Source organism: bacterium (assembly GCA_024228115.1).
Classification (GTDB): Bacteria; Myxococcota_A; UBA9160; order UBA9160; family UBA6930.
The window spans coordinates 1-23,027 of the sequence record JAAETT010000503.1; the positions used below are offsets into that span (position 1 = coordinate 1).

Genomic DNA, 23,027 nt, shown 5'->3' on the forward strand with positions numbered 1-23,027 from the left:
TCTCACGCGCCAAGTCCAAGCCTGGCAAGACGATCGCAACCGAACGACGAAGGGCGTCGACTGGCAATTCACGACCCAACAAGCCCGCGTGAAACTGCGACGACTCTACCCCCAGCTTTTGGTGTGACAAGGGACTAGAGCGGGGACGTTCTTTCCGCTGTTTCCGTTACGGGAAAACCCGCTCTGCGGGTTTTCCCGCAACGGAAACAGCGGAAAGAACGTCCCCGCTACTCGCCCCGCCGATTGGCCGAGTGCTCTTCGTACCACTCGATCGCGGCGCCGGCTTCATCCCGCTCGGATTCCAGGAACCGGTCCACCGCATGGGCCAGGCGCGGGTCGCGGAGGTGGTGGAGGCTCCAGGTCGGGTAGGCGTCGAAGCCGCGGAGCTGTTTGTACTGGCCCCCGGCGCCGGGCTCGAAGCGGCTCAGCCGGTGCTCGATGCAGTGTTCGATGCCCGCGTAGTAGCAGACGTTGAAATGCAGGTGGCGAAGCTCCTCGAAGCATCCCCAGTAGCGGCCGTACAGCGTGTCGCCCTTTTGCACGTTCATCGTGCCGGCCAGGATTTCGTCCCCTCTGCGGGCGATCACGAAACACAGACGGTGCCGGAAGCGCTCGCGGAGGAGATCGAAGAGCTTGCGGTTCAGGTACTGCCGACCCCACGGATTGTTGCGGATGGTCGAGAGGTAGATCTTGTACATCGGTTCGAAGAGATCGTCGGGGATGGCCTCGCCGCTGAGCCGCTCGATCTCGATGCCCTGTTGCTCGAGCGCTCGGCGTTCACGGCGCACCTGGTTTCGGCGCTTGCTGCGCAGGCTCTTCAAGTAGTCATCGAAGCTCTCGAAGCCCTGGTTCAGCCAGTGGTACTGGAACCCGAGCCTCGGCAGGTAGCCCGCTTTCTCGAGGACCGAGCGTTCGTCTTCGAGACAGAAATTGACGTGAACACCGGAGAACTCGTTGCTCTCGCAAACACTCAGGAGTGCGCAGGCGAGTTCGTCTGAGCGCCGAGCCCGGTCTTCGCCCTCGGCAACCAGGAAACGGGCACCGGTCACGGGTGTGAAGGGCACGCCTACGAGCATCTTCGGATAGTACTCGAGGCCGGCCCGATGGGCGGCGTCGGCCCAGCCCCAGTCGAAGACGAACTCGCCTTCACTGTTCCCCTTCAAGTACATCGGGCAGGCTGCGATCAGCCTGCCATTCTCCCGCAGGACTAGGGGCCGGGGCGCCCAGCCCTGCTCGGCGCCCACGCATCCGGCGTCTTCGAGAGAGGCGAGCCACTCCCACTCCAGGAAGGGCGACTCGTCGCCGACGAGTGCGTTCCACTCCTCTCGCGGGACCTCCCCCACGCCGCTCGGCATCTCCAGTTCGGCCATCGGGGCGCAGTGTAGCCCCAGACGGGCCGGGCCGGCGCCGGCCCTCCTCCTGCTACGCTCCCTGGATGTCGAATGATCCGGAGGGGCCGGCAGACGGCGGAACCTGGCGAGACAAGGAAGGCGGGGTCGCCGAGAAGACCCGAAAGAAGGCGGCCAAGCCGCCGCGGTTCAAGGTGGTTCTCTACAACGACGATTACACTCCCATGGCTTTCGTGGTTGCGCTGCTCGAATCCGTGTTTCGCAAGAGCCCGGTCGAATCCAATGCGCTGATGCTGAGGATTCACCGTGCCGGATCCGGCGTTGCCGGTGTCTATACCCTGGAGGTGGCCGAGACCAAGGTGGCGACGGTGCACCGTCAGGCCGAAGAGCGGGGATATCCTCTGCGATCGGGTGTCGAGGAAGAGTGAGTTTCATCAATCACGAGCTTCAGCTGACCATTCAGGCGTCCTTGCGCGAGGCCGTCGCGCGCGGGCATGCCTACCTGACGACCGAGCACCTGCTCTACGCCCTGGCCTTCGACGACGCGGGCCAGGAGGTGTTGCGGCATAGCGGCGTACACCTGGGTCGGCTGAAGAATGCGCTGGAGCATTTCTTCGAGGAAGAGATCGAGAAGCACGAGGGCGACGGCCCGCACGAGACGGTCCAGACCCTGGCGTTTCATCGCGTGCTGCAGACTGCGATGGACCAGGCGGACAACGCGGAGAAGGAAGAGGTGCAGGCCGGAGATCTGCTGGCGGCCCTCTTCCAGGAGCCGGATTCCCATGCCGTCGAGTTGCTACGAGCCCAGGGGGTTTCCAGGCTCGATGTCCTGAAGTTCCTCTCCCATGGCGTATCGAAATTCGATGGTGGCGACGAGGGTGGCGCGGAGGGCATGCCCTCGACAGGCCGGGGTGATCCCTTCGGTGCGGAAGAGGAAGCGCCCGCGGATCCGTTGGCTGCTTTCACTGCCAACCTCACGGCTCAGGCTGCGGCTGGAGAACTGGATCCGCTGGTGGGGCGCAAGAGCGAGATCGACCGGGCCGTTCACATCCTGGCGCGTCGGCGCAAGAACAACCCCATCTTCGTCGGTGAAACAGGCGTGGGGAAGACCGCACTCGCGGAGGGCCTGGCCCAACGCGTTCATGAGGGCAAGGTGCCGAAGGATCTGAAAGGCGCCGAGATCTATTCCCTCGATCTCGGCGCGATGCTGGCCGGTACGAAGTACCGCGGCGATTTCGAGGAGCGCTTCAAGGCGTTGGTGGCGGCCGTGCAGGAGCGGGAGAACCCGGTCCTGTTCATCGACGAGATCCACACGATTCTCGGCGCCGGGGCCGCCCAGGGTGCGACCGTGGATGCTTCGAGCATGCTGAAGCCGCTACTCCAGAGCGGGAAGCTCCGCTGCATGGGCTCGACCACCTATCAAGAGTACCGCCACTTCGAGAAGGACCGTGCCCTGGCCCGTCGCTTCCAGCGGGTCGATGTGCACGAGCCGTCGGTCGAGGAGGCGATCAAGATCCTCGAGGGTCTGGCACCGCGGTATGAGGCGCACCATTCGGTGCGCTATTCGCGGCCCGCACTGCGCGCAGCCGTGGAACTCTCATCGAAACACCTGAACGATCGCTTCTTGCCCGACAAGGCCATCGATGTGATGGACGAAGTCGGGGCAGCGGTGAAGCTCCGGCCGGAGAAGGCACGCGCGGCGAAAGCCCGGATTGGGGGCGAAGCCGACCAGCCGGAGGAGAAGGTCGCCCGCAAGGTGGGGATCCGCGACGTCGAGCAACTGATCGCGCGCATGACGGGTACGCCCCTGGCCCGGGCGACCACCTCCGAGCGCAGCCAACTCGAGCATCTACACGAAGATCTGAAGAGCGTGGTCTACGGCCAGGATGATGCGGTGGCCACCGTCGTGCGGGCGGTGAAACGCGCCCGCGCCGGGCTCGGCGGTACAGACAAGCCGACGGGCAGCTTCCTCTTCATGGGCCCCACCGGCGTCGGCAAGACCGAACTCGCCAAGCAGCTGGCGAACAGCCTCGAGGTGCCGTTCCTGCGCTTCGACATGAGCGAGTACATGGAGAAGCATGCGGTGGCGCGGCTGATCGGTGCGCCGCCGGGCTATGTAGGCTACGACGAAGGCGGGCAGCTGGTCGAGAAGGTCCGCAAACAACCTCACGCCGTGCTGCTCCTCGACGAGATCGAGAAGGCCCATCGCGACCTCTTCGACATCCTGCTCCAGGTCATGGACCACGCCACGTTGACGGACAATCACGGCCGCGAAGCCGATTTCCGCCACGTCATCCTGATCATGACCTCGAACGCCGGCGCCAGGGATCTGGCCAAGGCATCCATCGGCTTCTCTGGCGGACGCAAGAGCGGGAAGGATGCGTTGGAAAAGGTGTTCAGCCCGGAGTTCCGCAACCGGCTCGACGAGGTCGTGACGTTCTCGTCCCTCTCGCCCGAGGTGATGGGCCGCGTCGTCGAGAAATTCGTGAAGGAGGTCCGTCAGCAGCTGGCCGGGAAGAAGGTCAACCTCGACCTCACCGAAGCGGCTCGCGCCTGGCTGGCGGTGAAGGGCTACGACCCGGATTTCGGCGCGCGTCCGCTTTCCCGGGTGATCCAGACCGAGCTCTCGGATCCGCTCACGGATGAGCTCCTCTTCGGGCGATTGGCGAAGGGCGGCAACGTGACGGCCGACTACGAGAGCGGCGCGGAGAAGTTGAACTTCCGCTACGAGAGCTGAGCCTCGTCTCGCGTCGGCCTGGGTCATGCCTCGCATGACGGCGCGGCCGCCACTGGAATCAGCCACCGGGGGAACACCGAGTGGACTAGACTAGGCCCCCCCCCCGGTGGTTGCGAGGAAAGTTCGATGCGCTGGCTGTTCTTTCTGCTGATCTTGTTTCTCCACGGCGACGCATGTGTGCCGGGCGTCCCGCCGCCGCACGCGGATTTCGAGTTCCGGCTTCCCGCGCTCCACGCGGAGCTCGACCCGGTCGAGGGCGGACGCATCCGCGACGCCCATGGGCGAGAGGTGCTGCTGCGCGGCGTGAACGTGAATGCCTTCGTCGAATACTGGCAGTACGACCCGAACCTCTTCACGACCTATCCGTTCACGCCCGAGGACGTCGACATCATGGCCGGCATCGGCTGGAACGCGGTGCGACTCCTCTTCAGCTGGTCGCGCATGGAGCCCCAGCCGGGCGTCTACGACGAGGCCTATCTGGACCAGTTGGAGGAGGCGGTCCAGATCCTCGAGAGCCGGGGGATCTACACGATCATCGATGCGCACCAGGACGCCTGGGGGCCGAGCCTCGTGGCGGCAGCGGACGAGGTGTGCACGGGCTCGACCGAGCCGGCGTTCGGATGGGATGGTGCGCCTGCGTGGGCGACTCAGGACGGCGGCGCTGCGCGCTGCGTCCTCAACGGCGTCCGCGAGCTCTCGCCGGCGGTCACCGCGGCCTTCAGCGCGTTCTGGGCGAACGCACCTGGGCCGGGCGGCGTCGGTATCCAGACACGCTATGCCAGCATGTGGGAGCACGTCGCTGAACGTCTCAGCATCTACGACTCCGTCGCCGGTTACGACGTGATGAACGAACCGAGTTCCTTTGCGGCCGACGCGATGAGCAACCTGCTCCCCACCTTCTACCAACGGACGCTCGATGCGGTCCGAGCCGGCGAGGCGAGTGCGGGAGCCCCGCGGAGGCTCTTCTTCTTCGAGCCTTTGATCCTGTGGAACGATTTCCTCGTGGGCGTCCCCGCGCCTTTCGGCGACGACCAGATGGTCTACGCGCCGCACATCTATCAAGGCGGATTGAATTCCGTGGGCCTCGTCGAGGCGATCTTCCAACAGGCGAAGGCCGAGGCGGCCACGTTCGGCGGCATCCCGGTGGTGACGGGCGAATGGGGGAGCGATCCAAACCGCGCCGCCGATCCGAACGATGACTATTTCGACCGCCACCTGGCGTTCCAGGACGACTACCGCTTCGGCTCCACGATCTGGACCTGGCGGGAGGCGTGCGGCGACCCTCACAAGGCGGCCTCCGGCCGCGACGGAACCGTCCCCTTCGTCTGGGGGTTCTGGGACCTGGATTGCTCCATCAACGAGGTGCTCGGCATGCGCGAGCCGCTCGTCGAAGCGATGCGCCGCCCGGTGGTGCGCGCTGCTCCCGGCGACCTCATGGACGTCGTCTGGGATCGCCCCGCGCGCAGCGTAACTGTGCGCGGCGAAGCTGCAGAGGCCGGTGAGACGTTCATCGTCTTCTACCCGGCCCGGCCCGGAGATCACCTCGAACCCGTGGGCCAGGGGCTCGAGGGCATCCACACCTTGCCCGCGATCGGCGGCGGCCGCTTCGTCGCCGGTTGGACCCAGGGCGGCGACTGGGAACTCGTGGTCTCGCTTCGCTGAGGGTCCCGGGCTCGGCTCGCCTGCTGCAGCATCTGAAATCTGATGAATCCATACGGATTGACGAGTCCGTTTGGATGTCCTACAAAGATCTTCATGGTCTCGGAACTCCGGAAGCGCAGTGACGCCGAGCGCCGGGCGCGTACCCGCCTGGCGCTGGTGGAGGCGGCCGGCAAGGTCTTCGTGCGGCGTGGCTACCACGATACGCAGATCTCCGACATCGTCAGTGAGATCGGCGTGGGGCAGGGCACCTTCTATCGCCACTTCGACGGCAAGCGGGCGATCGCCGGCGCGCTCTTCGAGCAGCTCGCCGAATCGCTGCTGGCCGAGTTCACGCCGATGAGTGCGCCTCTGCCCTCCGGTGTGGAGGAGTACCGCGAGGCCTCGGTGGCTGCCGCGGTCCGGGCAGCGCAGGCATTGCGCTCCAAGCGCCATCTGGCGCTCCTCTTCCTGCGCCAGGGTGCCTCCATCGATCTCGAACTCGATGGGCAACGCGCGGAGATCCTGGACCGCTTCGCCGCGTTGGCAAGATTCCATCTCGATCGGGCCATCGCCGGTGGTTTCGCCCGGGCTTGCGATTCGGAAATCGTATCCCAGGCCATCGTCGGGATGGCGTTGCGCCAGCTCGACCTCTGGCTTGGCGGGAGTATCGACGACCACCAGGTGGAGGCGGCTGCTCGCGAACTCGTGGAGTTCGCCTTCCGAGGTTTCGGACCGTGAATTCCGTCGATGGGCAGCGTGTCCTGATTACGGGTGCAGCCCGGGGCATCGGCTTGTGTACCGCGCAGGAATTCGCCTTGGCCGGTGCGGAGTTGGTGCTCACCGACCTGGATGAGGACGCACTCGCCAGGGCGCGTGAACTGCTGACCGAACTCGGCGCGACGGTGCATACGAGGGTCGTCGACGTCACCCAGCGGGATCAGGTGGACGAGCTGGCCCGTTGGGTCGTCGAAGATCTGGGCGGGTTGGATGTGTTGATCAACAACGCGGGCGTGGGCCATATGGGCGAGCTCGCGGAGATGACCCTCGAGACCTGGGACCAATTGATCGCGGTGAACCTGGTCGGGCCGCTGTATCACGTCTACGCCTTTCTGCCGCATTTTCGAGACAGGCGCGCGGGTCAGATCGTCAACATCTCTTCCGGTCAGGCGTTCTTCCGACTGCCCACCTGGGGTGCCTACGCTGCCATCAAGGGGGCACTGGCTTCGTTTTCCGAGGTGCTGCACTTCGAACTCAAGAAGCATCGGATCAGGGTCACCACGGTCTACCCCTTCATGGTCAGCACCGGCTTCTACGACGGGATCGAGGGGAACACCTGGGGGAGTCGCATGGCGATGAAGCTGGTGCCCTACTACTCGATGAGCCCCGAGAAGGTCGGCCGTGTCATCTTCAAGGCGGTGCGGCGCGGCAAACGGGTGGAGATGGTCAGCGTGATCAACCACCTGGGCTTCTACACGCAGTTCATTCCGTTTGCCAACCAACTCATCGCGCGCGCCAGCAATCGGCTTCTGGCGCCCGGTGTCGAGACCGATTCAGTGGATTCCGGGGCGAGCGGCAGGCTCGGCAGGGCCCTGCGCGGTGCCTGGGGCTTTCGTATCACGGAGGACATGCGCGGCGAGCACACGTTCGAGCCAGCGTACGAGCCGGAAGCGAAGACCGGAAGCGCCGGCGAGCGACCCATGGAATTCAGCGTGCGCTGGGGAACGAACGACGTACGCCATTGGGCCGATTCCGACGGTGGCCGTTTCCTCGTGAACGATCTGGAGGGGTCGGTGACGATCGGCGGCTTGTGCCGTGACGCTGCCTGCAAGGGCACCCTCGAGCTGCGTTACCTCGAGGATCGGTCGATCCGTTACAGCTTCGCGTTCGAAGCGGATGGCGTGCCCTACCAGTACGAAGGCCAGAAGGTCGACATCCGGCCCTGGAACCTGCCGTGGTCGCATACGCGCTGCTTCGGCCGTCTGAAGCGGGCGGATACCGGCGAGTTGGTCTCTACATCCCTGACCCGTTTCTACCTGCGCACGACCCCGCGCTTCCTGGCAAGCCTCAGATTCCAAGGAGTTGGCAGATGATCTTCGAAATCGTTTCAGCGTTCCTGGTCGGTGCTTTCGGGTGGACGTTCATGGAATACGTCATCCACCGCTGGCTGGGCCACGACCCACGGCTCCGGCCGAATCCGTTCGCCACCGAGCACGTGCGTCACCACGGCCAGGGCAACTACTTCGCCCCGAGCTGGAAGAAGGGCGCTGCGGCGATCGCCACGACGGTGATCCTTCTCGGCCCCGCCGTCTGGATCGCCGGCTGGTCCGCAGGCATCGGTGGCGTGGTCGGGTTCGTCAGCATGTATCTCGGCTACGAGATCTTGCACCGCCGCGAGCACACCCACCCTGGCATCGGACCCTACATGCGCTGGCTCCGCCGCCACCATTTCCACCACCACTTCACCAACCCCCGCGAAAACCACGGCGTGACGACACCGCTGTGGGATTGGGTGTTCGGTACCTACCGGCCGGCGGGGGTCATCGGCGTGCCCGCCAAGCTCCAGATGGCTTGGCTCGCAGATGCCGAAACGGGCCTCGCGAAGCCCGCCTACGCCGAGCACTACGAGTTGCTCGGCTGACCCCAGATCTCCTGGTTCTTCCTATACGACCACGTAAGCCATAGAGCCCGGGTCAAATGGTCGAGGATCAGCACCAGCCAGATCCAGAGCAGGGGGGCTTCGAGCACGACGGTGGCCAGGTACGCCAGGGGAACACGGAAGACCCAGTTGCCCAGGACGGCGGCGACGAGAGGCGTCCATGTGTCCCCGGCGCCACGGAAGGCACCGGCAAGCGTGAAGTGGAGTTGCATGACGGGTTGGGCGAGGGCCAGGCAGAGCATGAAGGGGCCGAGGGTGGCGACGGTCTCGGGATCGACGGTGAACATCTCCGCGAGCGGTCTTCGCGCGAGGGCGCCTACGGCTCCCATGACGATGGCCGTCGCAACGGCGAGCGTGGCCGCCCGGGCGGTGGCTCGGCGGGCCGCTGCCGGGTCTTTGGCTCCGAGAGCCTGGCCTACCAGGGTGGCGACGGCCTGGCTGTAGCCGATGCCCGGGATCCACGAGAAGGCGAGGATGCGGATGCCAATGGTGTAGGTAGCTGCGGCAACCGTTCCGTACGCGCCGATGAACGCGAAGTAGGAGATCATCGCGCCGTTCATGATCAGACGCTCGCCGACGCCGGGGATGGAGATCCGGATCAGTTCGGGAAACAAGCGGCCCATGCCGTGAAAATCGCGATGGCGGAGGCCGGTGGGGCTGTCCTCCGGTGTTCTTGCAACGGCGGCTACGAACAAGACGGCAGCGACGCATTGGGCGATGAGCGTGGCAAGGCCTGCGCCGGTGACGCCCATCTTCGGGAAACCTGCGAGACCGAAGATCAGGAGTGCGTTCAGCCCGATCTTGACGACGGTCACGACCATGGTGATGCGCAATGGTGTGCGCGTATCCTTGTTGGCGCGGAGTCCGCTCTCGATGGTCAGGCAGATGCCCATCACGACGGCCGAGACCATCAGGTATTGGAGGTAGGGGATGCAGAGGGCGATGACTTCGGGCGAGGCGGATAGCCAGCCGAGCAGGGTTCTGGGCGCGAGGAGCATCAAGCCGCTCAGAATGAGGGCGGCGCCGAGCGCCAGCACCAGCGACGCCGCGAAGGCCTTTCGGGATTCCTCGGGCCTGCCCGCGCCAATGGCCCGAGCCATCACGGCAACGCAGGCGAAGGAGAGTGCAAAGAGCGCAGACTGGGAGACGAAGAAGAGCTGCACGGCATAGCCGACCGCAGCTTGAGCCTCCGGGCCGAGCCGGCCCACCATCGCGACGTCGATCAGGGCGACCAACGCGGCGAGGCCCTGGGAAAGCATCACAGGCCAGGCCAGTCGCCAGATTTCGTGGGTCGTGCCAGGTAGGACGCCGCCGGATGCGGCTTCTTCGGGAGTGAGAGTTCCGCTGCCGACCGCCAGCGTGCCCGCAGGGTTGGCAGGTGCGCCTTCCGGATCACCCAGCTCCTCGAGCCGCTCCTCTACCAGGCGTTGTGCGCGCTCAGTAGGGTCGGGGGGGGCCGCTCATGAAGCGGCGCAGGCTATCGGAGCCGCACCCGCGTTGCCATCAACCGGAGCGGCGCAAGCTTCCGAGGACTCCTTCCAGCTCGGTCAGGGCATCCAATTCATCGCTGCCGAAGGCTTCTGCCAGCCCAAGGGCGGCGCTGCTTCCGACGGCGCCGAGGCCAGCGCCGAACCACAAGCAACGACGGAGCCATTCTCTTCGTGTGAGACGGCGGCCCGCCACGCAGAGTCCGAGTCCGACGAGGCCGGCGGCTGCACCGCCGTGAAGCATCCTGCGGCGGGCTCTCGCGAGCGTGCGCCCCTGTTCGAGTGCCTCCCGGGCAAGCGCCAGCGCAGGTTCGCTGGCTCCTTGCCAGCCGCGGGCGGTGGGAGCCCGGGAAAGCACGATCTCGGCGACGATTCCCGCGTGATCCGAATATGCCGCCTCGTCGCCGCCAAAGGAGAGGGGCGCATCGAAGGCGCGCTCGAGGTGCTGGACCCGCGCCGCCATCCCAAGGCCGTCGCGCGTCCATACGTAGTCGATCCGCTCGCGGTGATCGATCTCCCGGTACGGGTGAGGCGCCAGGATCGTGTCGAAACGTCGATCGAGCAGGGTGGCCGCATCCACGAGCCCGCTGAGCCCGACGAGGATCGGATACTCCGGCCCGCTCTCGCGAACGTTGAAATCGCCAAGGGCAACCACGGGCCGCTCGCTAGGCGAGAGCAGCTGGGCGATCTCGATCACCTGCCCGACGCGGTGGCCAAAGTAGGTGTCGATGGGATCGGAAGCGTAGTGAGCGACGAGGTGGGTATCGAGGATATCGACGGGCCCGGCGGGTGTGTCGATGCTGACGACGACCGCCCCTTTTCCGCTGAAGTAGTCCCCATGGTCGATTCGCTCGGGCAAACCGGAGAGGCGGAAGCGATGGAAGCGGGCCTCGCCCAGGGGATGACGTGAGACCAACAGCAGCCCGCTTCCGCCGGAGGTCCGGGGGTTGTGCCACGCATGCTTCAGGCCGATCTCGCGCAGCCCAGACAGCAGCAGGTCGCGTCCCTCGTCGGTCCAGCTCTCCTGGATCGCGAATACATCGAGAGAGAGCTTTTCGGCCTGCTCCGGGATGGCCTGCATGCGGGGACGAAGGTGACGGCTGAGCAACCCCCAGAGGCCCCAGACATTCAACGTGGCGACGCGCAGCCGGGTCGTCTCGCCGGCTGCAGTGGAAGAGGTGCCGGCCTGCAAACGGGAAGCCTAGGAACGCAGCTCGGAGGGCAGTTGGAAGACGACGCCCTCGTCCACCGGCGTGGGCGCTTCCACCTGGGCGCCGTCCGGTGCGAGTTCGCGGAGTCGTTCGACGACGGCCTCGACCAGGACTTCCGGTGCCGACGCACCGGCGGTCACTCCAACGCAGGATGCGTCGTCGAGCCATGCGGGCACGATCTCGTCTGCGGTCTGCACCAGGTGTGCCGTGACGCCGGATTTGCGTGCCAGCTCGACCAGCCGATTCGAGTTCGACGATTCCGGCGCCCCGACGACCAGCACCAGATCGGCCTCGTGGGTGAGCTCCTTCACCGCGTTCTGTCGGTTCTGGGTGGCGTAGCAGATGTCGCCCTTGCGAGGCAGGCGGACCTCCGGAAAGCGCCGTTGCAATACCGCAATGACGTCACGGGTATCGTCGACGGAGAGGGTCGTCTGGGTGAGGACCGCGAGCTGAGCTGGATCCCCTATCTCCAGGCGCTCGGCGTCGTCCACGGTTTCGACCAGGTGAATGCGTTCCGGTGCGTGGCCCATCGTGCCCTCGACTTCCACGTGCCCCGCATGCCCGACCAGGGCGATTTCCACGCCGACCCGGTCGAAGCGCTGGGCTTCGACATGAACCTTCGTGACGAGTGGGCAGGTTGCGTCGATCGTGCGCAACTCCTGGCGGGCTGCGGCTTCGCGCACGGCCGGGGAAACGCCGTGGGCGCTGTAGATCAGGAGCGCACCCTTCGGCACGTCGGCCGGATCCTCGATGAAGATCGCGCCCTTGGCCCGCAGCCCCTCGACCACATGCCTGTTGTGGACGATCTCGTGGCGCACGTAGACGGGCGGGCCAAAGCGCTCCAGCGCCTGCTCGACGATTTCGATGGCCCGGTCGACACCGGCGCAGAAGCCCCGGGGGCTGGCCAGGAGGATGCGCATCCGGGGAGGCTAGCAATCACGGGCCCGGGGTTCGGGCTTCCGGTGAGCCGCTACAATCCGCCACCGATTCGTCCGAAGTCATTTTCCAGCGTCGAGGAAGTTCATGTCTGATCACGAAGCGTTCCGAGCCGAGACCCGTACATGGCTCGAGGAGAACTGCCCGAAATCCCTGCTGGGCAAGGGGGGAGGTGGCATCGTCGGAACCTGGGGCGGCCGCAAGTGGAAGCCCGACAATGAGGATGAGCGGCTCTGGCTCGACCGAGCCGCGGCCAAGGGTTTCACCGCGCCGACCTGGCCCACCGAGTATGGCGGTGGAGGGCTTTCGAAGGAGGAGGCGAAGATCCTGGCCCAGGAGATGCGGGCGATCAGCGCGCCGCCGCCGCTGCTCGGATTTGGTCTCACCATGATCGGTCCGACCCTGCTTCAGTATGGCACCGAAGAGCAGAAGCTCGAACACCTGACCAAGATCACCCGCGGCGAGATCCGCTGGTGCCAGGGCTATTCGGAGCCCGGCGCCGGTTCGGATCTTGCCGGATTGCAGATGCGGGCCGAAGACAAGGGCGATCACTACATCGTGAACGGCACGAAGGTCTGGACCTCCTACGCCGACGAAGCCGATTGGATCTTTGCCCTCGTGCGCACGGATCCGAAGGCCAAGAAACAGGAAGGGATCACCTTTCTGTTGATCGACATGGAGACGCCCGGTGTTTCCGTGAGCCCGATCCTGTTGATCAGCGGCACCTCACCGTTCTGCGAGACCCACTTCCAGGACGTGAAGGCGTTGAAGAGCAACGTCATCTTCAAGGAGAACGCGGGCTGGACGGTGGCCAAGGCATTGCTTGGCCATGAGCGGTCGATGGTTGCCGAAGCCTTCGGCAGTAGCGGCGAACTCCGGACCAGCCTCGCCGATCGTGCGCGTGCCTACCTTCCTGGCGCCGAGCCCGACCGGCCCCTGCCGGATGCCGTCTTGCGCCAGGACATCGCCCGCATGGAGATGGATACACGCGCCTTCGGCCTCACCATGCAGCGCGCCCGCGATGCTGCGAAGGCGGGTCAACAGCCCGGCGCGGAGAGCTCGATCTTCAAGGTGGTGGGGACCGAGCTCAACCAGCGGCGCCAGGAGCTGTTGCTGCATATTGCAGGCCCCCAGGCCCTTGGCTGGGAGGGGGAAGGCTTCGCCGAGGATGAGCTGCAAGGCACCCGGAATTGGCTGCGTTCCCGCGGCAACACCATCGAAGGCGGCACCTCCGAAGTGCAGCGCAACATCATCGCCAAGCGTGTGCTTGGCCTGCCCGATTAAGGAGCCCCCTGTGGAGCTGATTCAGAGCGAAGATCAGGAGCTGATTGCGAAGACCGCTGCCGATTTCGTCGGCGAGCGCTCTCCCATTGCCCGCGTGCGCGCACTGCGCGATGAGGGCGACGCCGTTGGTTTCTCTCGCGAATTGTGGAAAGAGATGGCTGATCTGGGATGGGTAGGCATTCCGTTCGCCGAGGTTCACGGCGGTGCCGACCTCGGATTGGCGGAGCTGACGCTCGTCGTAGAGGCTCTCGGCCGTGGTCTAGCGCCCGAGCCCTTCCTTTCGACCGTCCTGTTGGCAGGGCAGCTGCTGCAGCGTTCGCGCAATGAAGCCGTCTGCGCGAAGTGGTTGCCCGGCGTCTGCTCCGGCGACACGATCCTCGCGTTGGCGTATCAGGGAGCCACGAGCCGCTACGACGTGCTTTCTCCGGCCGTGGTGGCTACCGCAGATGGCGACGGCTTCCGTCTGGCCGGACAAGCGATCCAGGTACTCGACGGCCATGTTGCCGACGCGCTGATCGTCTCTGCCCGAACGTCTGGCGAGCAGGGGGAGGCCTCCGGCATCAGCCTCTTCGTCGTTCCGAAGGATGCGCCGGGCCTCGAGGTCGTGCGCCAGAACCGGGTCGACGGTCGGGGCGCAGCGCTCGTCCAGCTGGACGATCTGGCCGTTTCTGGGGACGATGCTCTCGGGGGGATCGACCGGGGAGGCCAGCTCCTCCAGGAGACGATCGATCGTGCCACGATCGGCCTTTGCGCCGAGATGCTGGGCGGCATGCAGGAGGCTTTCGATCTCACCCTCGAGCACCTGAAGAGCCGAGAGCAATTCGACACCGTGATCGGGACCTTCCAGGCCTTGAAGCACCGGGCCGCGGACCTCTTCATCGAGATCGAGCTATCCAAATCCACGGTGATGGCTGCGGCCCGTGCCGCGGATGCCGACGACGCGGAGCTGGCGCGCTACGTCTCCGTCGCGAAGGCCCAATGTTCCGACGCCTATGTTCGTGTGACGAACGAGGCCGTTCAGATGTTTGGCGGTGTGGGGATGACCGATGAGTACGACATCGGCTTCTACATGAAGCGCGCCCGTGCTGCCGAGCTGACCTTCGGAGACGCCGTCTACCATCGCGATCGCTGGGCCGCGCTGGGCGGCTACTGAGAGCAAGATGACGCTCGATTCGCCCGACGGGCTACTGAGAGCACGATGACGCTCGATCCGACCGCCCGGATGCTCGCAGCCTGCAGGGGCGAGCCTTTGGATCGCCCTCCGGTCTGGCTGATGCGCCAGGCTGGGCGCTACCTGCCGGAGTACCGTGCGGTACGCGAGGGCACGACGTTTCTCGAGATGTGTGCCGACGTCGACAAGGCGGTCGAGGTCTCCCTGCAGCCGATTCGCCTGGTCGGGAGCGAAGCGGTCGTCTTCTTCTGCGACATCTTCGTGCCGATGCTCGCGATGGATGTCGGTCTCGATTTCGCGCCCGGACCGATCATCGATGAGCCGATCCGTACCCGCGAGCAGGTGGACGCGCTCACGCTTCCGGATTTCGAGCACGCCGTGCCCTACGTGTTCGAGATCCTCCGACGCCTTCGCGCTGAACTGGCTGCCGATCGCATCCCGCTGATCGGCTTTGCCGGCGCGCCGTTCACCCTGGCGACCTACCTGATCGAGGGCAAGGGCGATCCGACCCGGACCTATCCCCATCTGCGTCGGAGCCTGGCCGAAGAACCCGAGTTGATGGATGCCTTGCTCGGGCGCCTGGCGACGATGACGATCGACTACCTGAACGCCCAGATCCGCGCGGGCGTCCAGGTCGTCCAGCTCTTCGATACCTGGGCCGGAACCCTGGACGAGCAGACGTATCGCCGTTTCGTCCTGCCGGTGAATCGGGCCATCGTGGAGGGCGTCGATCGGAGCCAGGCCCCATTCATTTTGTACATGAACGATGCGCCGCATCTGGTTGAAATGATGATGGAAACTGGCACAGACGTGATTTCGGTGGGTGCCTCGGTGGATCTGGCCGAAGCCGCGCGGTTGGCGAATGGCCGGGTCAGCATTCAAGGCAACCTGGCGCCGGAAGAGCTGGCCCTGCCCCGGGAGAAGATCTTCGAGCGGGTGCGCGAACTCGCAGTCGCGGGGCGAGCGGCCCGTGGCCACATCCTGAACCTCGGTCATGGGTGCCTGCCCGAAACGCCGGTCGAGGGTGTGCGCGCCTTCACGGATGCGGCACGCGCGCTCTCTTCGGAGGCCTGAGATGGACCGGATCGACACGGTCGTGATCGGCGCAGGCGCCGCCGGACTGGCGGCGGCCCGCACGCTGGCAGTTCGCGGTGTCGAAGTGCGCGTCTTCGACGCCGGCGATCACCCGGGCGGCGTGATGCAGAGCGTGCACAAGGACGGCTTCCTGTACGAACTCGGCCCGAACACGTTCCGCGTCTCCGGCCCGGCTCTCGCCTTGTTCCGCGAGATCAGTCTCGAGGCTGCGTTGGTGAAAGCCACGCCCGCCAGTCGCAAGCGCTTCCTGTTGCACCAGGGCCGCCTCGTGCCCGTGCCGATGGATCCGGTGGCCTTCGCAACGAGTCCGCTCCTCAGTGCAAAGGGCAAGCTGCGTTTGTTCGCCGAGCCGTTCATCGGGCGCGGCGCCGGAGAGACTGAGAGCGTTGCGGCCTTCACGACCCGGCGGCTCGGCCACGAAGTGACCGAGGCGCTGATCTCTCCATTCCTGATCGGTGTGTATTCCGGGGACGAGAACCACCTCGGTGCCCAGGCCGTCTTCCCCTCGCTGGTGGAAGCCGAGCAACTGGGTGGGTCGATCCTGATGGGCTCGTTGCGGCGCCGAATGCGTGGAACGCAGGCGCCAGGTGTTCCGGGAAGTTGGTCGGCCAGCGGCGGCATGGGAGGGTTGGCCGCGCAGATGGCCGCGCCTCTTGGCGATGCTCTTCGCCTCTCGTGCGCGGTACGTAGCTTGAGCCGCGATGGCGATCATTGGCGTCTCGAAACCGACGAGGGTGAGGTCGAGGCCCGCCGCGTGGTGAGCGCCGTTCCTGCGCCGGCGGCCGCGCGGCTCTTCTCCGAGCTCGCTCCCGATGCGGCGCGCATCGCCGAAGCGATCGAGTTCGTGCCGGTCGTCAGCGTGCCGCTCTCAGTCGATCCGACGCTTACCCTGACCCATCCGGTCGAAGGCTTCGGCTTCCTCGTGCCGCGGGATGAACAGCTCGATCTGCTCGGAGCCCTGTTCATGAGTCGGCTCTTCCCAGGCCGGGCCGCACCCGGCAGGGAGCTGGTATTGGCCATGATCGGTGGGCGCCGCTGGCCCGGGGCCGTGGATGCGCCGGACGACGAACTGGAGGCGAGAATCGCCAAGGCCCTGGATCGCGCCCTGGGCCTGCGCGGCGGTTTCGAGCCGCTGGCGTTCACCCGCTACCGCCAGGCGATCTGCCAGCCCGGCGTGGGGCATCCTGCTGCGATTGCCAGGCTTCGCGCCGCGCTGGTCGGGCTCCCGCCCATCGAAGTGATCGGAAGCTGGGTCGATGGGGTGAGCGTCGGAGATACGCTCGGTGCCGGCCGCGCCGCAGCGCTGCGTCTGATGGAAGCAGAATGACCGGCTCGAAGGGAACCCACCATTTTCCGGAGGCCCGATGACCCGATCGAAGGGGAACCCTCAGGAGCCGGAGGCCCGATGACCGACGCGAACGAACTCTTCGATCTGACGGGAAAGGTCGCGGTCGTCACCGGTGGGAGCCGCGGCCTCGGCAAGGAGATGGTACTCGCCTTCGCCCGCCAGGGTGCAGACGTGGTGATCTCCAGCCGCAAGCACGAGGCTTGTGAAGCCCTGGCCAATCAGGTGGAGGCGGAGACCGGACGTCGGGCGTTGGCCGTCGCGTGCCACACGGGGCACTGGGATGCGTGCGACGCCCTGGTCGATGCCACCCTCGAGGCTTTCGGGAAGATCGACGTGCTGGTCAACAACGCGGGCATGTCGCCCCTCTACCCATCCCTCGATCAGGTCTCCGAAGAGCTCTGGGACAAGGTGATGTCGGTCAACCTGAAGGGTGCCTTCCGGCTTTCGGCGCGGGTCGGAACGCTGATGGCCGAAGGCGACGGCGGCTCGATCATCAGCATCAGCAGCATGGCGGCCAGCCAGCCCTCACCGGTCGAGATCCCCTACGGCGCCGCCAAGGCCGGCCTCCACGCACTCACCTTGGGCATGGCGCGGGCCTTCGCTCCGAAGGTCCGGGTCAATTGCATCATGCCCGGGCCGTTCCTGACGGATATCAGCAAGGCCTGGGATCTCGACGCGTTCCACGAGGCCGCGAAGACGAACATCCCCCTGGGCCGCGGCGGCGAGCCGAGCGAGATCGTGGGAGCCGCGCTCTACCTGGCCAGCGGCGCCTCCAGCTACACGACAGGCTCGATCCTCAAGATCGACGGCGGAACGATCTACAGCCCGAGCTGAGCTGCCGCCCGCATCTTCTCGGCGACACTTCGCACCCAGCTCGGGTGGGCATTCACGCACGGAACGAGCAGGAGCTCCTCCCCTCCGAGTTCGCGCCACTGGGCCCGGCCGCGGATGCCGATTTCCTCGCTGGTCTCGAGACAATCGGCAACGAAGGATGGGCAGAGCACCGCCAGGCGCCGAACCCCGGCCGCCGCCAGCTCCGGCAGGCGCTGATCGGTGAAGGGCTGGATCCAGGGCGTGCGTCCGAGGCGGGATTGAAAGCTGGTCGAGACCTGATCGGTTTTCAGCGCGAGCGCTTCGATGAGTGCTCGGCTCGTCGCATAGCATTGGGCCCGGTAGCAGTGGCGGTTGGCCTGGCCCATGGCGTCGCAGCAGGAATCGCTTTCGAGGCAGTGGCGGCCGGTCGCATCGCTGCGCCGGACCTGCCGCTCGGGCAAGCCGTGGTAGCTCAGCAGGACGTGGTCCGGGGCGAACTCCCGGAGGAGCGGGCGTGCGATCTCGGCTGTCGCGCCGATGAACCCCGGGTCGTCGTAGAAGGGGCCGAGGCTCGAGAGTGCCGGTGGATCCCATCGCTTGCCCGCCAGCTCGAAGGTGCGCTGCAGCGCGGAGCCGGAAGAGGAGCCGGCTTCGTGGGGAAAGAGGGGGAGCACGATGATGCGTTCTACTTCGGCTGCGGCGAGACGTTCGAGCGCGCCCTCCAGGGACGGTTCGCCGTAGCGCATGCCCAGCTCGACGCGAAATCCGTCTCCCAGCTCCTTCGCAACACCTTCCGCCAGCGCTCGGCTATGCACGAGGAGAGGTGAGCCCGCCTCGGTCCAGATCTTCTGGTAGGCCTCGGCCGAGCGCGGAGACCGGAAGGGCAGGATGGCTCCGTAGAGGAGCAGTGCCCGGCCGAGCGCTGGCATGTCGAGCACACGCGGGTCGCCCAGGAATTCGCGCAGGTAGCGCCGGACTTCCCGCGTGTGCGGTGCGTCCGGGGTACCCAACTGGATCAGCAGGATGCCGGTAGGGTTCGGCATGCTAGGCCTTCTTCCGGGCCCGCCGCTGCATCCCGCCCAGCCAGAGGGAAATCGCGAAGTAGTAGGCCGGGTAGAGCAGCGAGAGTTCGATCAGATGGAGGTGGGCCAGCTTCTCGGGCCACGCGATCGCGGCGGCCACCACGCAGGTCCAGGCTCCGGCACCCAGGTTGGTCGTCCAGAACAGGTATCGCATATGGCTCGGGTAGATGTATTTCAGCGGGACGAAGACGGCGATCGAAAGAAAGATGAGCCAACCGACCGTGACTACCTGGGATACCGGCAGGGCCCAGGCGTAGATGGCCACCACGTTCCAATAGGATGGGAAGCCGACGAAGAAGTGGTCGTCGCTCTTTGCGTCGCCCTGGGAGAAGCCGTAGGCGCTGGCCAGGATGGGCAGGGCGGCGAAGCCCCAGTGGGGGATGCTGTCGGTCCAGACCAGGAAGAGGGCGGGCACGAAGACGTAGCCCAGGAAATCCACGATGTCGTCGAGGCGGCGCCCATCGAAATCCGGGAGCCATACGGAGACGCCGACCTTGCGGGCCATGCTGCCATCGACGGCGTCGATCGAGAGGCTGACCAGCATCCACAAGGCGGCGGTCTGGAAATCACCACGGGCCGCGGCGAGCACCGCGAGCAAGGAGGCGACAGCCCCGCTGGCCGTGAAGGCGTGCACCGCCCACGCCTGGGAACGCGAGCCTTTCCGCTCCAGCTGGTCCCCCATGCGATTGGCCCCTCCACGCTCCGGGCGACGGCAAGTCTAGCGGCTATCCTCGGCTCGCTCAGGGAGATGGAATGGCCACGGATCGGAACCCTCCCCCCATCGTACAACCGCCGATTCTTGGATCGGCTGCGAAGCGGGATGCGAAGCCACGCGTCGTGGGGGCGACGCCCCAGCAGCGTGCTGACGAGCTGGTGGAGATCCTCCGCCAGGGGGACGATTCGTTCATCACCACCCGCGCGGATACCGTGCTGAACTGGGCGCGCAAGTATTCCATGTTCCTCTATCCGTTCGTCACCGCCTGTTGCGGGATGGAGTTCATGTCGGTCGCCGGGCCGCGCTACGACATGGATCGTTTCGGCTGCGCGCTGCCTCGCTTCTCGCCGCGTCAGTCCGATCTGTTGATGGTGGTCGGCACGATCACCCACCGCCAGGCGCCGATCCTGAAGAAGGTCTACGACCAGATGGCCGAGCCGAAGTGGGTGATGGCCTTTGGCGCCTGCACGTGTTCCGGCGGGCCCTACCACAACTATGCGACCGTCCAGGGCATCGACACGATCATCCCGGTCGATGTCTATGTTCCCGGCTGTCCGCCCCGGCCGGAAGCCGTGCTGGATGGGCTGATCAAGCTTCAGGCCCGGGTGCAGGCCGAGAAGGTTCCGGCGGATGGCCGTCACGTGGAGATGTCGGACCTCAGCAGCGTCAAGCAGGCGTGAACTGTGGCCGATGAGGAGAATGCGGTGACCGAAACGCCCATTTCCGTATCACTTCCCGGATCGCCGCCGGAAACGCTTCCGCGGTCGCCTTCAAAGTCGAATTGGGAGAAAGCTCGTTGAACGCCGCCGGCCATTTCGATCTCGCAGTCGTGGGTGCGGGCCCCGGCGGTTACGTCGCCGCCATCCGGGCCGCCCAGCTCGGCATGAAGGTGGCGGTGATCGAGCGCGATCGGGTCGGTGGCGTCTGCCTGAACTGGGGCTGCATTCCGACCAAGGCCCTTCTCTCGGGTGCCGAGCTGGTGGAAAACCTGACCCGCCACGGGGAGACCTTCGGCATCACCACGGCGGGGCTCGTGCTCGATTACGGCAAGCTGATCGACCACAGCCGCAAGACGGCCGATCGGTTGTGCAAAGGCGTCCAGGGCCTGTTCAAGAAGAACCAGATCGAGCTGATCCCGGGCAGCGCCCGATTGGCGGGGCCGAATAGCGTGAGCGTCAACGACGAGGCCCTCGTCGAGGCGGATCAGATCCTGCTGGCCACCGGTTCGACCGAATGGGTGCCGCCGGGTCTCGAGGTGGATGGCACGCAGGTATTGACCTCCAGGGAGGCGCTCGAAAGCAAGCGCGTCCCCGATCGGCTGGTGGTGATCGGCGCGGGCGCGGTGGGCATCGAGTTCGCCTACGTCTACGCGAACTACGGCTCCCAGGTGACCATCGTCGAAATGGCCGACCAGATGCTTCCGGGCGCGGATCCGGATATTGCCGTCGCCTTGCAACGCGAGTTCCGGCGCAAGAACATCGAGGTTCGGCTGGAGACCCGATTCGAAGAGCTGAAGCGGGATCCTGGTGGCGTCGTCGTGACCGTCTCGAAGGATGGGCAAAGCGAGGAGCTGCCCTGCGACCAGGTGCTGGCTGCGATCGGCAGACGCCCGCTTTCTCTCGATCTCGGCCTGGAGGAGGTGGGTGTTCAGCTCGACGACAAGGGCTTCGTGCGCGTTGACGATACCCAGCGCACCTCGATCGCCAGCGTGTCCGCGATCGGCGATCTCGCGGGCGGACCGCTCCTGGCCCACAAGGCCAGCGAGGAGGGCATCGCGGCCGTCGAGTTCGTGGCCGGCGTGAGGACCCATCGTGTCGATCATGCAACGCTTCCGGCCTGCATCTACGCCCAGCCCCAGGTGGCCTGGATCGGATTGACCGAGGCCCAGGCCCGCGAACGTTTTGGTGGAGCCAAGGTGGGCAAGTTCCCCTTCACGGCTTCCGGCAAGGCCATCGCAGCGGCTCATACCGCGGGCTTCGTGAAGATCGTTGCCGAGCCCGAGTACGGGCAGATCGTCGGAGCGCACCTGGTGGGTAGTGGCGCGACGGAGCTGCTGCCCGAGATCGGGTTGGCGATGACCCTCGAGGCCACCACCCGCGAGATCACCGCGACGTGTCATGCTCATCCGACGCTCTCGGAAGCGCTGCTCGAGGCAGCGCTCGCGGCCGAAGGCCGAGCCATCAACTTCTAAGTCAGGCCTGGACGAAAGGTCCGGGCCAGCGGAGATCCGATATGCCCATTCCTGTGTTGCTCCCCGAGCTCGGCGAAAGCGTTCTCGAGGCGACCATTGCCAAATGGCTCGTGAAGGAAGGCGATACGGTCGAGCGGGATCAGCCTCTCGTCGAAGTCACCACGGACAAGGTGGATGCCGAGATCCCCGCCCCCGAAGGCGGTGTGGTGGTCGGGCTGCTGGTTGCCGAAGGTGAGACGATCCCGGTCGGAACCGAGATTGCGACGATCGATGCAGAGGCTGCCGCCACCACGGCAGCTGCGCCTGCGAGCTCTGCGACGCCGCCCGCCGCCCCGGCGGCGCCCGCGGGTTCCCCTGCCTCCCGGCCCGTCGCCACGCCGGTTGCGGAGCGCCTGGCGGCCGATCGAGGCGTCGATCTCGGCCAGGTGCAAGGCAGTGGCGTTTCTGGCCGCATCACCCGGGCCGATGTGGAGAACGCAGGCTCGGTTGCACCGGCGGCCGCGCCGCCGCCCGCGCCCGCCCAGCACATCAAGGCACCCACGGCGGCGCCGCCTCCGGCTCCGCATCTGGCCGGCGCAAAGGAGCGCTTTGGCTACTACGCCATTCAGGAGGGCGACAACGTCATCCCGATGTCGCCGTTGCGAAAGATCGTGGCCGAGCACATGGTCTACTCGAAGCACACCAGCCCCCATGTGGGCACGGTGGCCGAGGTGGACATGGGTGGCGTCTTTGCGCTGCGCGCAAAGAACAAGACGGCCTTCAAGCAGGCCCAGGGCTTCAACCTCACCTTTCTGCCGTTCATCGTGCACGCGACGGTTCGGGCCTTGCGGGAGTTCCCGATCCTGAACGCCTCCGTCATCGAAGACGCGATCGTCGAGAAGCGGGACATCCACATCGGCATCGCGGTAGAGACCGAGAAGGGCCTGGTCGTGCCCGTGGTGCGCAATGCGGATCGTCTCTCCCTGGCGGGTTTGGCGGCCGAGATCGAGGATCTTTCCACCAGGGCGCGCACGAAGAAGCTCACGGCGGATGATCTTCAAGGTGGAACGTTCACCGTCTCGAACCCGGGCCGGCAGGGGAACCTCTACGGCTTCGCGATCATCAACCAGCCCCAGGTGGGCATCCTTCGGATGGGCGAGATGGTCAAGCGACCCGTGGTCCGCGCCATCGACGGCGCCGACGCGATCGTCGTCCGCCCGATGATGCACGTGGCCCTTTCCTACGATCACCGAGCGGTGGACGGATCGCCTGCGAATGGCTTCCTCTACCGCATCCGTGAGCTGCTGGAAGAGGCCGACTTCGACCTTTGAG

At 66.0% G+C, this 23,027-nt stretch carries 20 protein-coding genes; 14 read left to right on the forward strand and 6 right to left on the reverse strand.

Translation table 11 applies throughout. From position 1 onward, the window contains the following. Positions 1-227 precede the first annotated feature (227 nt). Positions 228-1,370 (reverse strand): GNAT family N-acetyltransferase, encoded by a 1,143-nt coding sequence (locus tag GY937_21255; GenBank protein MCP5059241.1) that lies wholly within the window; start codon positions 1,368-1,370, stop codon positions 228-230. 65 nt (positions 1,371-1,435) lie between these two features. On the opposite strand from GY937_21255, the gene GY937_21260 reads away from it, so the two are divergent. The 6 genes from GY937_21260 to GY937_21285 all read left to right on the forward strand — a co-directional run bounded on the left by GY937_21260 (position 1,436) and on the right by GY937_21285 (position 8,365). After that, the gene (locus GY937_21260) at positions 1,436-1,777 is read left to right on the forward strand and encodes an ATP-dependent Clp protease adaptor ClpS (GenBank protein ID MCP5059242.1); all 342 of its coding nucleotides are present in this window, start codon (positions 1,436-1,438) and stop codon (positions 1,775-1,777) included. A gap of 5 nt (positions 1,778-1,782) precedes the next feature. Then, complete coding sequence (clpA, locus tag GY937_21265) at positions 1,783-4,086, forward strand: ATP-dependent Clp protease ATP-binding subunit ClpA (protein MCP5059243.1); 2,304 nt, start codon at positions 1,783-1,785, stop codon at positions 4,084-4,086. A 126-nt stretch (positions 4,087-4,212) separates the two neighbouring features. Continuing rightward, on the forward strand, positions 4,213-5,748 hold the full coding sequence (locus GY937_21270) for a glycoside hydrolase family 5 protein (protein ID MCP5059244.1): 1,536 nt from the start codon (positions 4,213-4,215) through the stop codon (positions 5,746-5,748). A gap of 93 nt (positions 5,749-5,841) precedes the next feature. Next, positions 5,842-6,465, forward strand: coding sequence for a TetR/AcrR family transcriptional regulator (locus GY937_21275; protein ID MCP5059245.1), 624 nt, complete (start codon positions 5,842-5,844; stop codon positions 6,463-6,465). Further along, positions 6,462-7,817, forward strand: coding sequence for an SDR family oxidoreductase (locus GY937_21280; protein MCP5059246.1), 1,356 nt, complete (start codon positions 6,462-6,464; stop codon positions 7,815-7,817). Before GY937_21275 ends, GY937_21280 begins: the two co-directional genes overlap by 4 nt. Beyond that, positions 7,814-8,365, forward strand: coding sequence for a sterol desaturase family protein (locus GY937_21285; protein ID MCP5059247.1), 552 nt, complete (start codon positions 7,814-7,816; stop codon positions 8,363-8,365). Before GY937_21280 ends, GY937_21285 begins: the two co-directional genes overlap by 4 nt. Here the strand turns inward: GY937_21285 and GY937_21290 are convergent. The 3 genes from GY937_21290 to ispH all read right to left on the reverse strand — a co-directional run bounded on the left by GY937_21290 (position 8,347) and on the right by ispH (position 12,001). Next, on the reverse strand, positions 8,347-9,645 hold the full coding sequence (locus GY937_21290; protein ID MCP5059248.1) for an MATE family efflux transporter: 1,299 nt from the start codon (positions 9,643-9,645) through the stop codon (positions 8,347-8,349). The genes GY937_21285 and GY937_21290 overlap by 19 nt on opposite strands. A gap of 241 nt (positions 9,646-9,886) precedes the next feature. Next, positions 9,887-11,062 carry a hypothetical protein gene (locus GY937_21295; GenBank protein MCP5059249.1) on the reverse strand — a complete coding sequence of 392 codons (1,176 nt, stop codon included), beginning with the start codon at positions 11,060-11,062 and terminating at the stop codon, positions 9,887-9,889. Positions 11,063-11,071: 9 nt separating this feature from the next. Continuing rightward, the gene (gene ispH, locus GY937_21300) at positions 11,072-12,001 is read right to left on the reverse strand and encodes a 4-hydroxy-3-methylbut-2-enyl diphosphate reductase (protein MCP5059250.1); all 930 of its coding nucleotides are present in this window, start codon (positions 11,999-12,001) and stop codon (positions 11,072-11,074) included. Positions 12,002-12,104: 103 nt separating this feature from the next. Here ispH and GY937_21305 point away from each other — a divergent pair, with 103 nt between their 5' ends. The 5 genes from GY937_21305 to GY937_21325 all read left to right on the forward strand — a co-directional run bounded on the left by GY937_21305 (position 12,105) and on the right by GY937_21325 (position 17,749). Continuing rightward, positions 12,105-13,301, forward strand: a complete 1,197-nt coding sequence (locus tag GY937_21305) for an acyl-CoA dehydrogenase (protein ID MCP5059251.1) — start codon at positions 12,105-12,107, stop codon at positions 13,299-13,301. Between the two features lie 10 nt (positions 13,302-13,311). Beyond that, positions 13,312-14,454, forward strand: a complete 1,143-nt coding sequence (locus GY937_21310; GenBank protein ID MCP5059252.1) for an acyl-CoA dehydrogenase — start codon at positions 13,312-13,314, stop codon at positions 14,452-14,454. Positions 14,455-14,499: 45 nt separating this feature from the next. Further along, positions 14,500-15,546, forward strand: a complete 1,047-nt coding sequence (gene hemE, locus GY937_21315) for a uroporphyrinogen decarboxylase (protein MCP5059253.1) — start codon at positions 14,500-14,502, stop codon at positions 15,544-15,546. A gap of 1 nt (position 15,547) precedes the next feature. After that, the gene (hemG, locus tag GY937_21320) at positions 15,548-16,894 is read left to right on the forward strand and encodes a protoporphyrinogen oxidase (GenBank protein ID MCP5059254.1); all 1,347 of its coding nucleotides are present in this window, start codon (positions 15,548-15,550) and stop codon (positions 16,892-16,894) included. A 78-nt stretch (positions 16,895-16,972) separates the two neighbouring features. Further along, positions 16,973-17,749: a glucose 1-dehydrogenase gene (locus tag GY937_21325; GenBank protein ID MCP5059255.1), complete on the forward strand. Its 777-nt coding sequence runs from the start codon at positions 16,973-16,975 to the stop codon at positions 17,747-17,749. Here GY937_21325 and hemH read toward each other — a convergent pair. Both hemH and GY937_21335 read right to left on the reverse strand, forming a co-directional pair. Beyond that, entirely contained in the window at positions 17,734-18,771 is a 1,038-nt protein-coding gene (gene hemH, locus GY937_21330) for a ferrochelatase (GenBank protein MCP5059256.1), read from the reverse strand. The genes GY937_21325 and hemH overlap by 16 nt on opposite strands. 1 nt (position 18,772) lies before the next feature. Continuing rightward, positions 18,773-19,492 (reverse strand): CDP-diacylglycerol O-phosphatidyltransferase, encoded by a 720-nt coding sequence (locus GY937_21335; protein ID MCP5059257.1) that lies wholly within the window; start codon positions 19,490-19,492, stop codon positions 18,773-18,775. 71 nt (positions 19,493-19,563) lie between these two features. On the opposite strand from GY937_21335, the gene GY937_21340 reads away from it, so the two are divergent. The 3 genes from GY937_21340 to GY937_21350 all read left to right on the forward strand — a co-directional run bounded on the left by GY937_21340 (position 19,564) and on the right by GY937_21350 (position 23,026). Further along, complete coding sequence (locus GY937_21340; GenBank protein MCP5059258.1) at positions 19,564-20,205, forward strand: NADH-quinone oxidoreductase subunit B; 642 nt, start codon at positions 19,564-19,566, stop codon at positions 20,203-20,205. A gap of 116 nt (positions 20,206-20,321) precedes the next feature. Then, positions 20,322-21,716, forward strand: coding sequence for a dihydrolipoyl dehydrogenase (gene lpdA / locus GY937_21345; protein MCP5059259.1), 1,395 nt, complete (start codon positions 20,322-20,324; stop codon positions 21,714-21,716). Positions 21,717-21,757: 41 nt separating this feature from the next. Continuing rightward, positions 21,758-23,026 carry a 2-oxo acid dehydrogenase subunit E2 gene (locus GY937_21350; protein MCP5059260.1) on the forward strand — a complete coding sequence of 423 codons (1,269 nt, stop codon included), beginning with the start codon at positions 21,758-21,760 and terminating at the stop codon, positions 23,024-23,026. Position 23,027 lies beyond the last annotated feature (1 nt).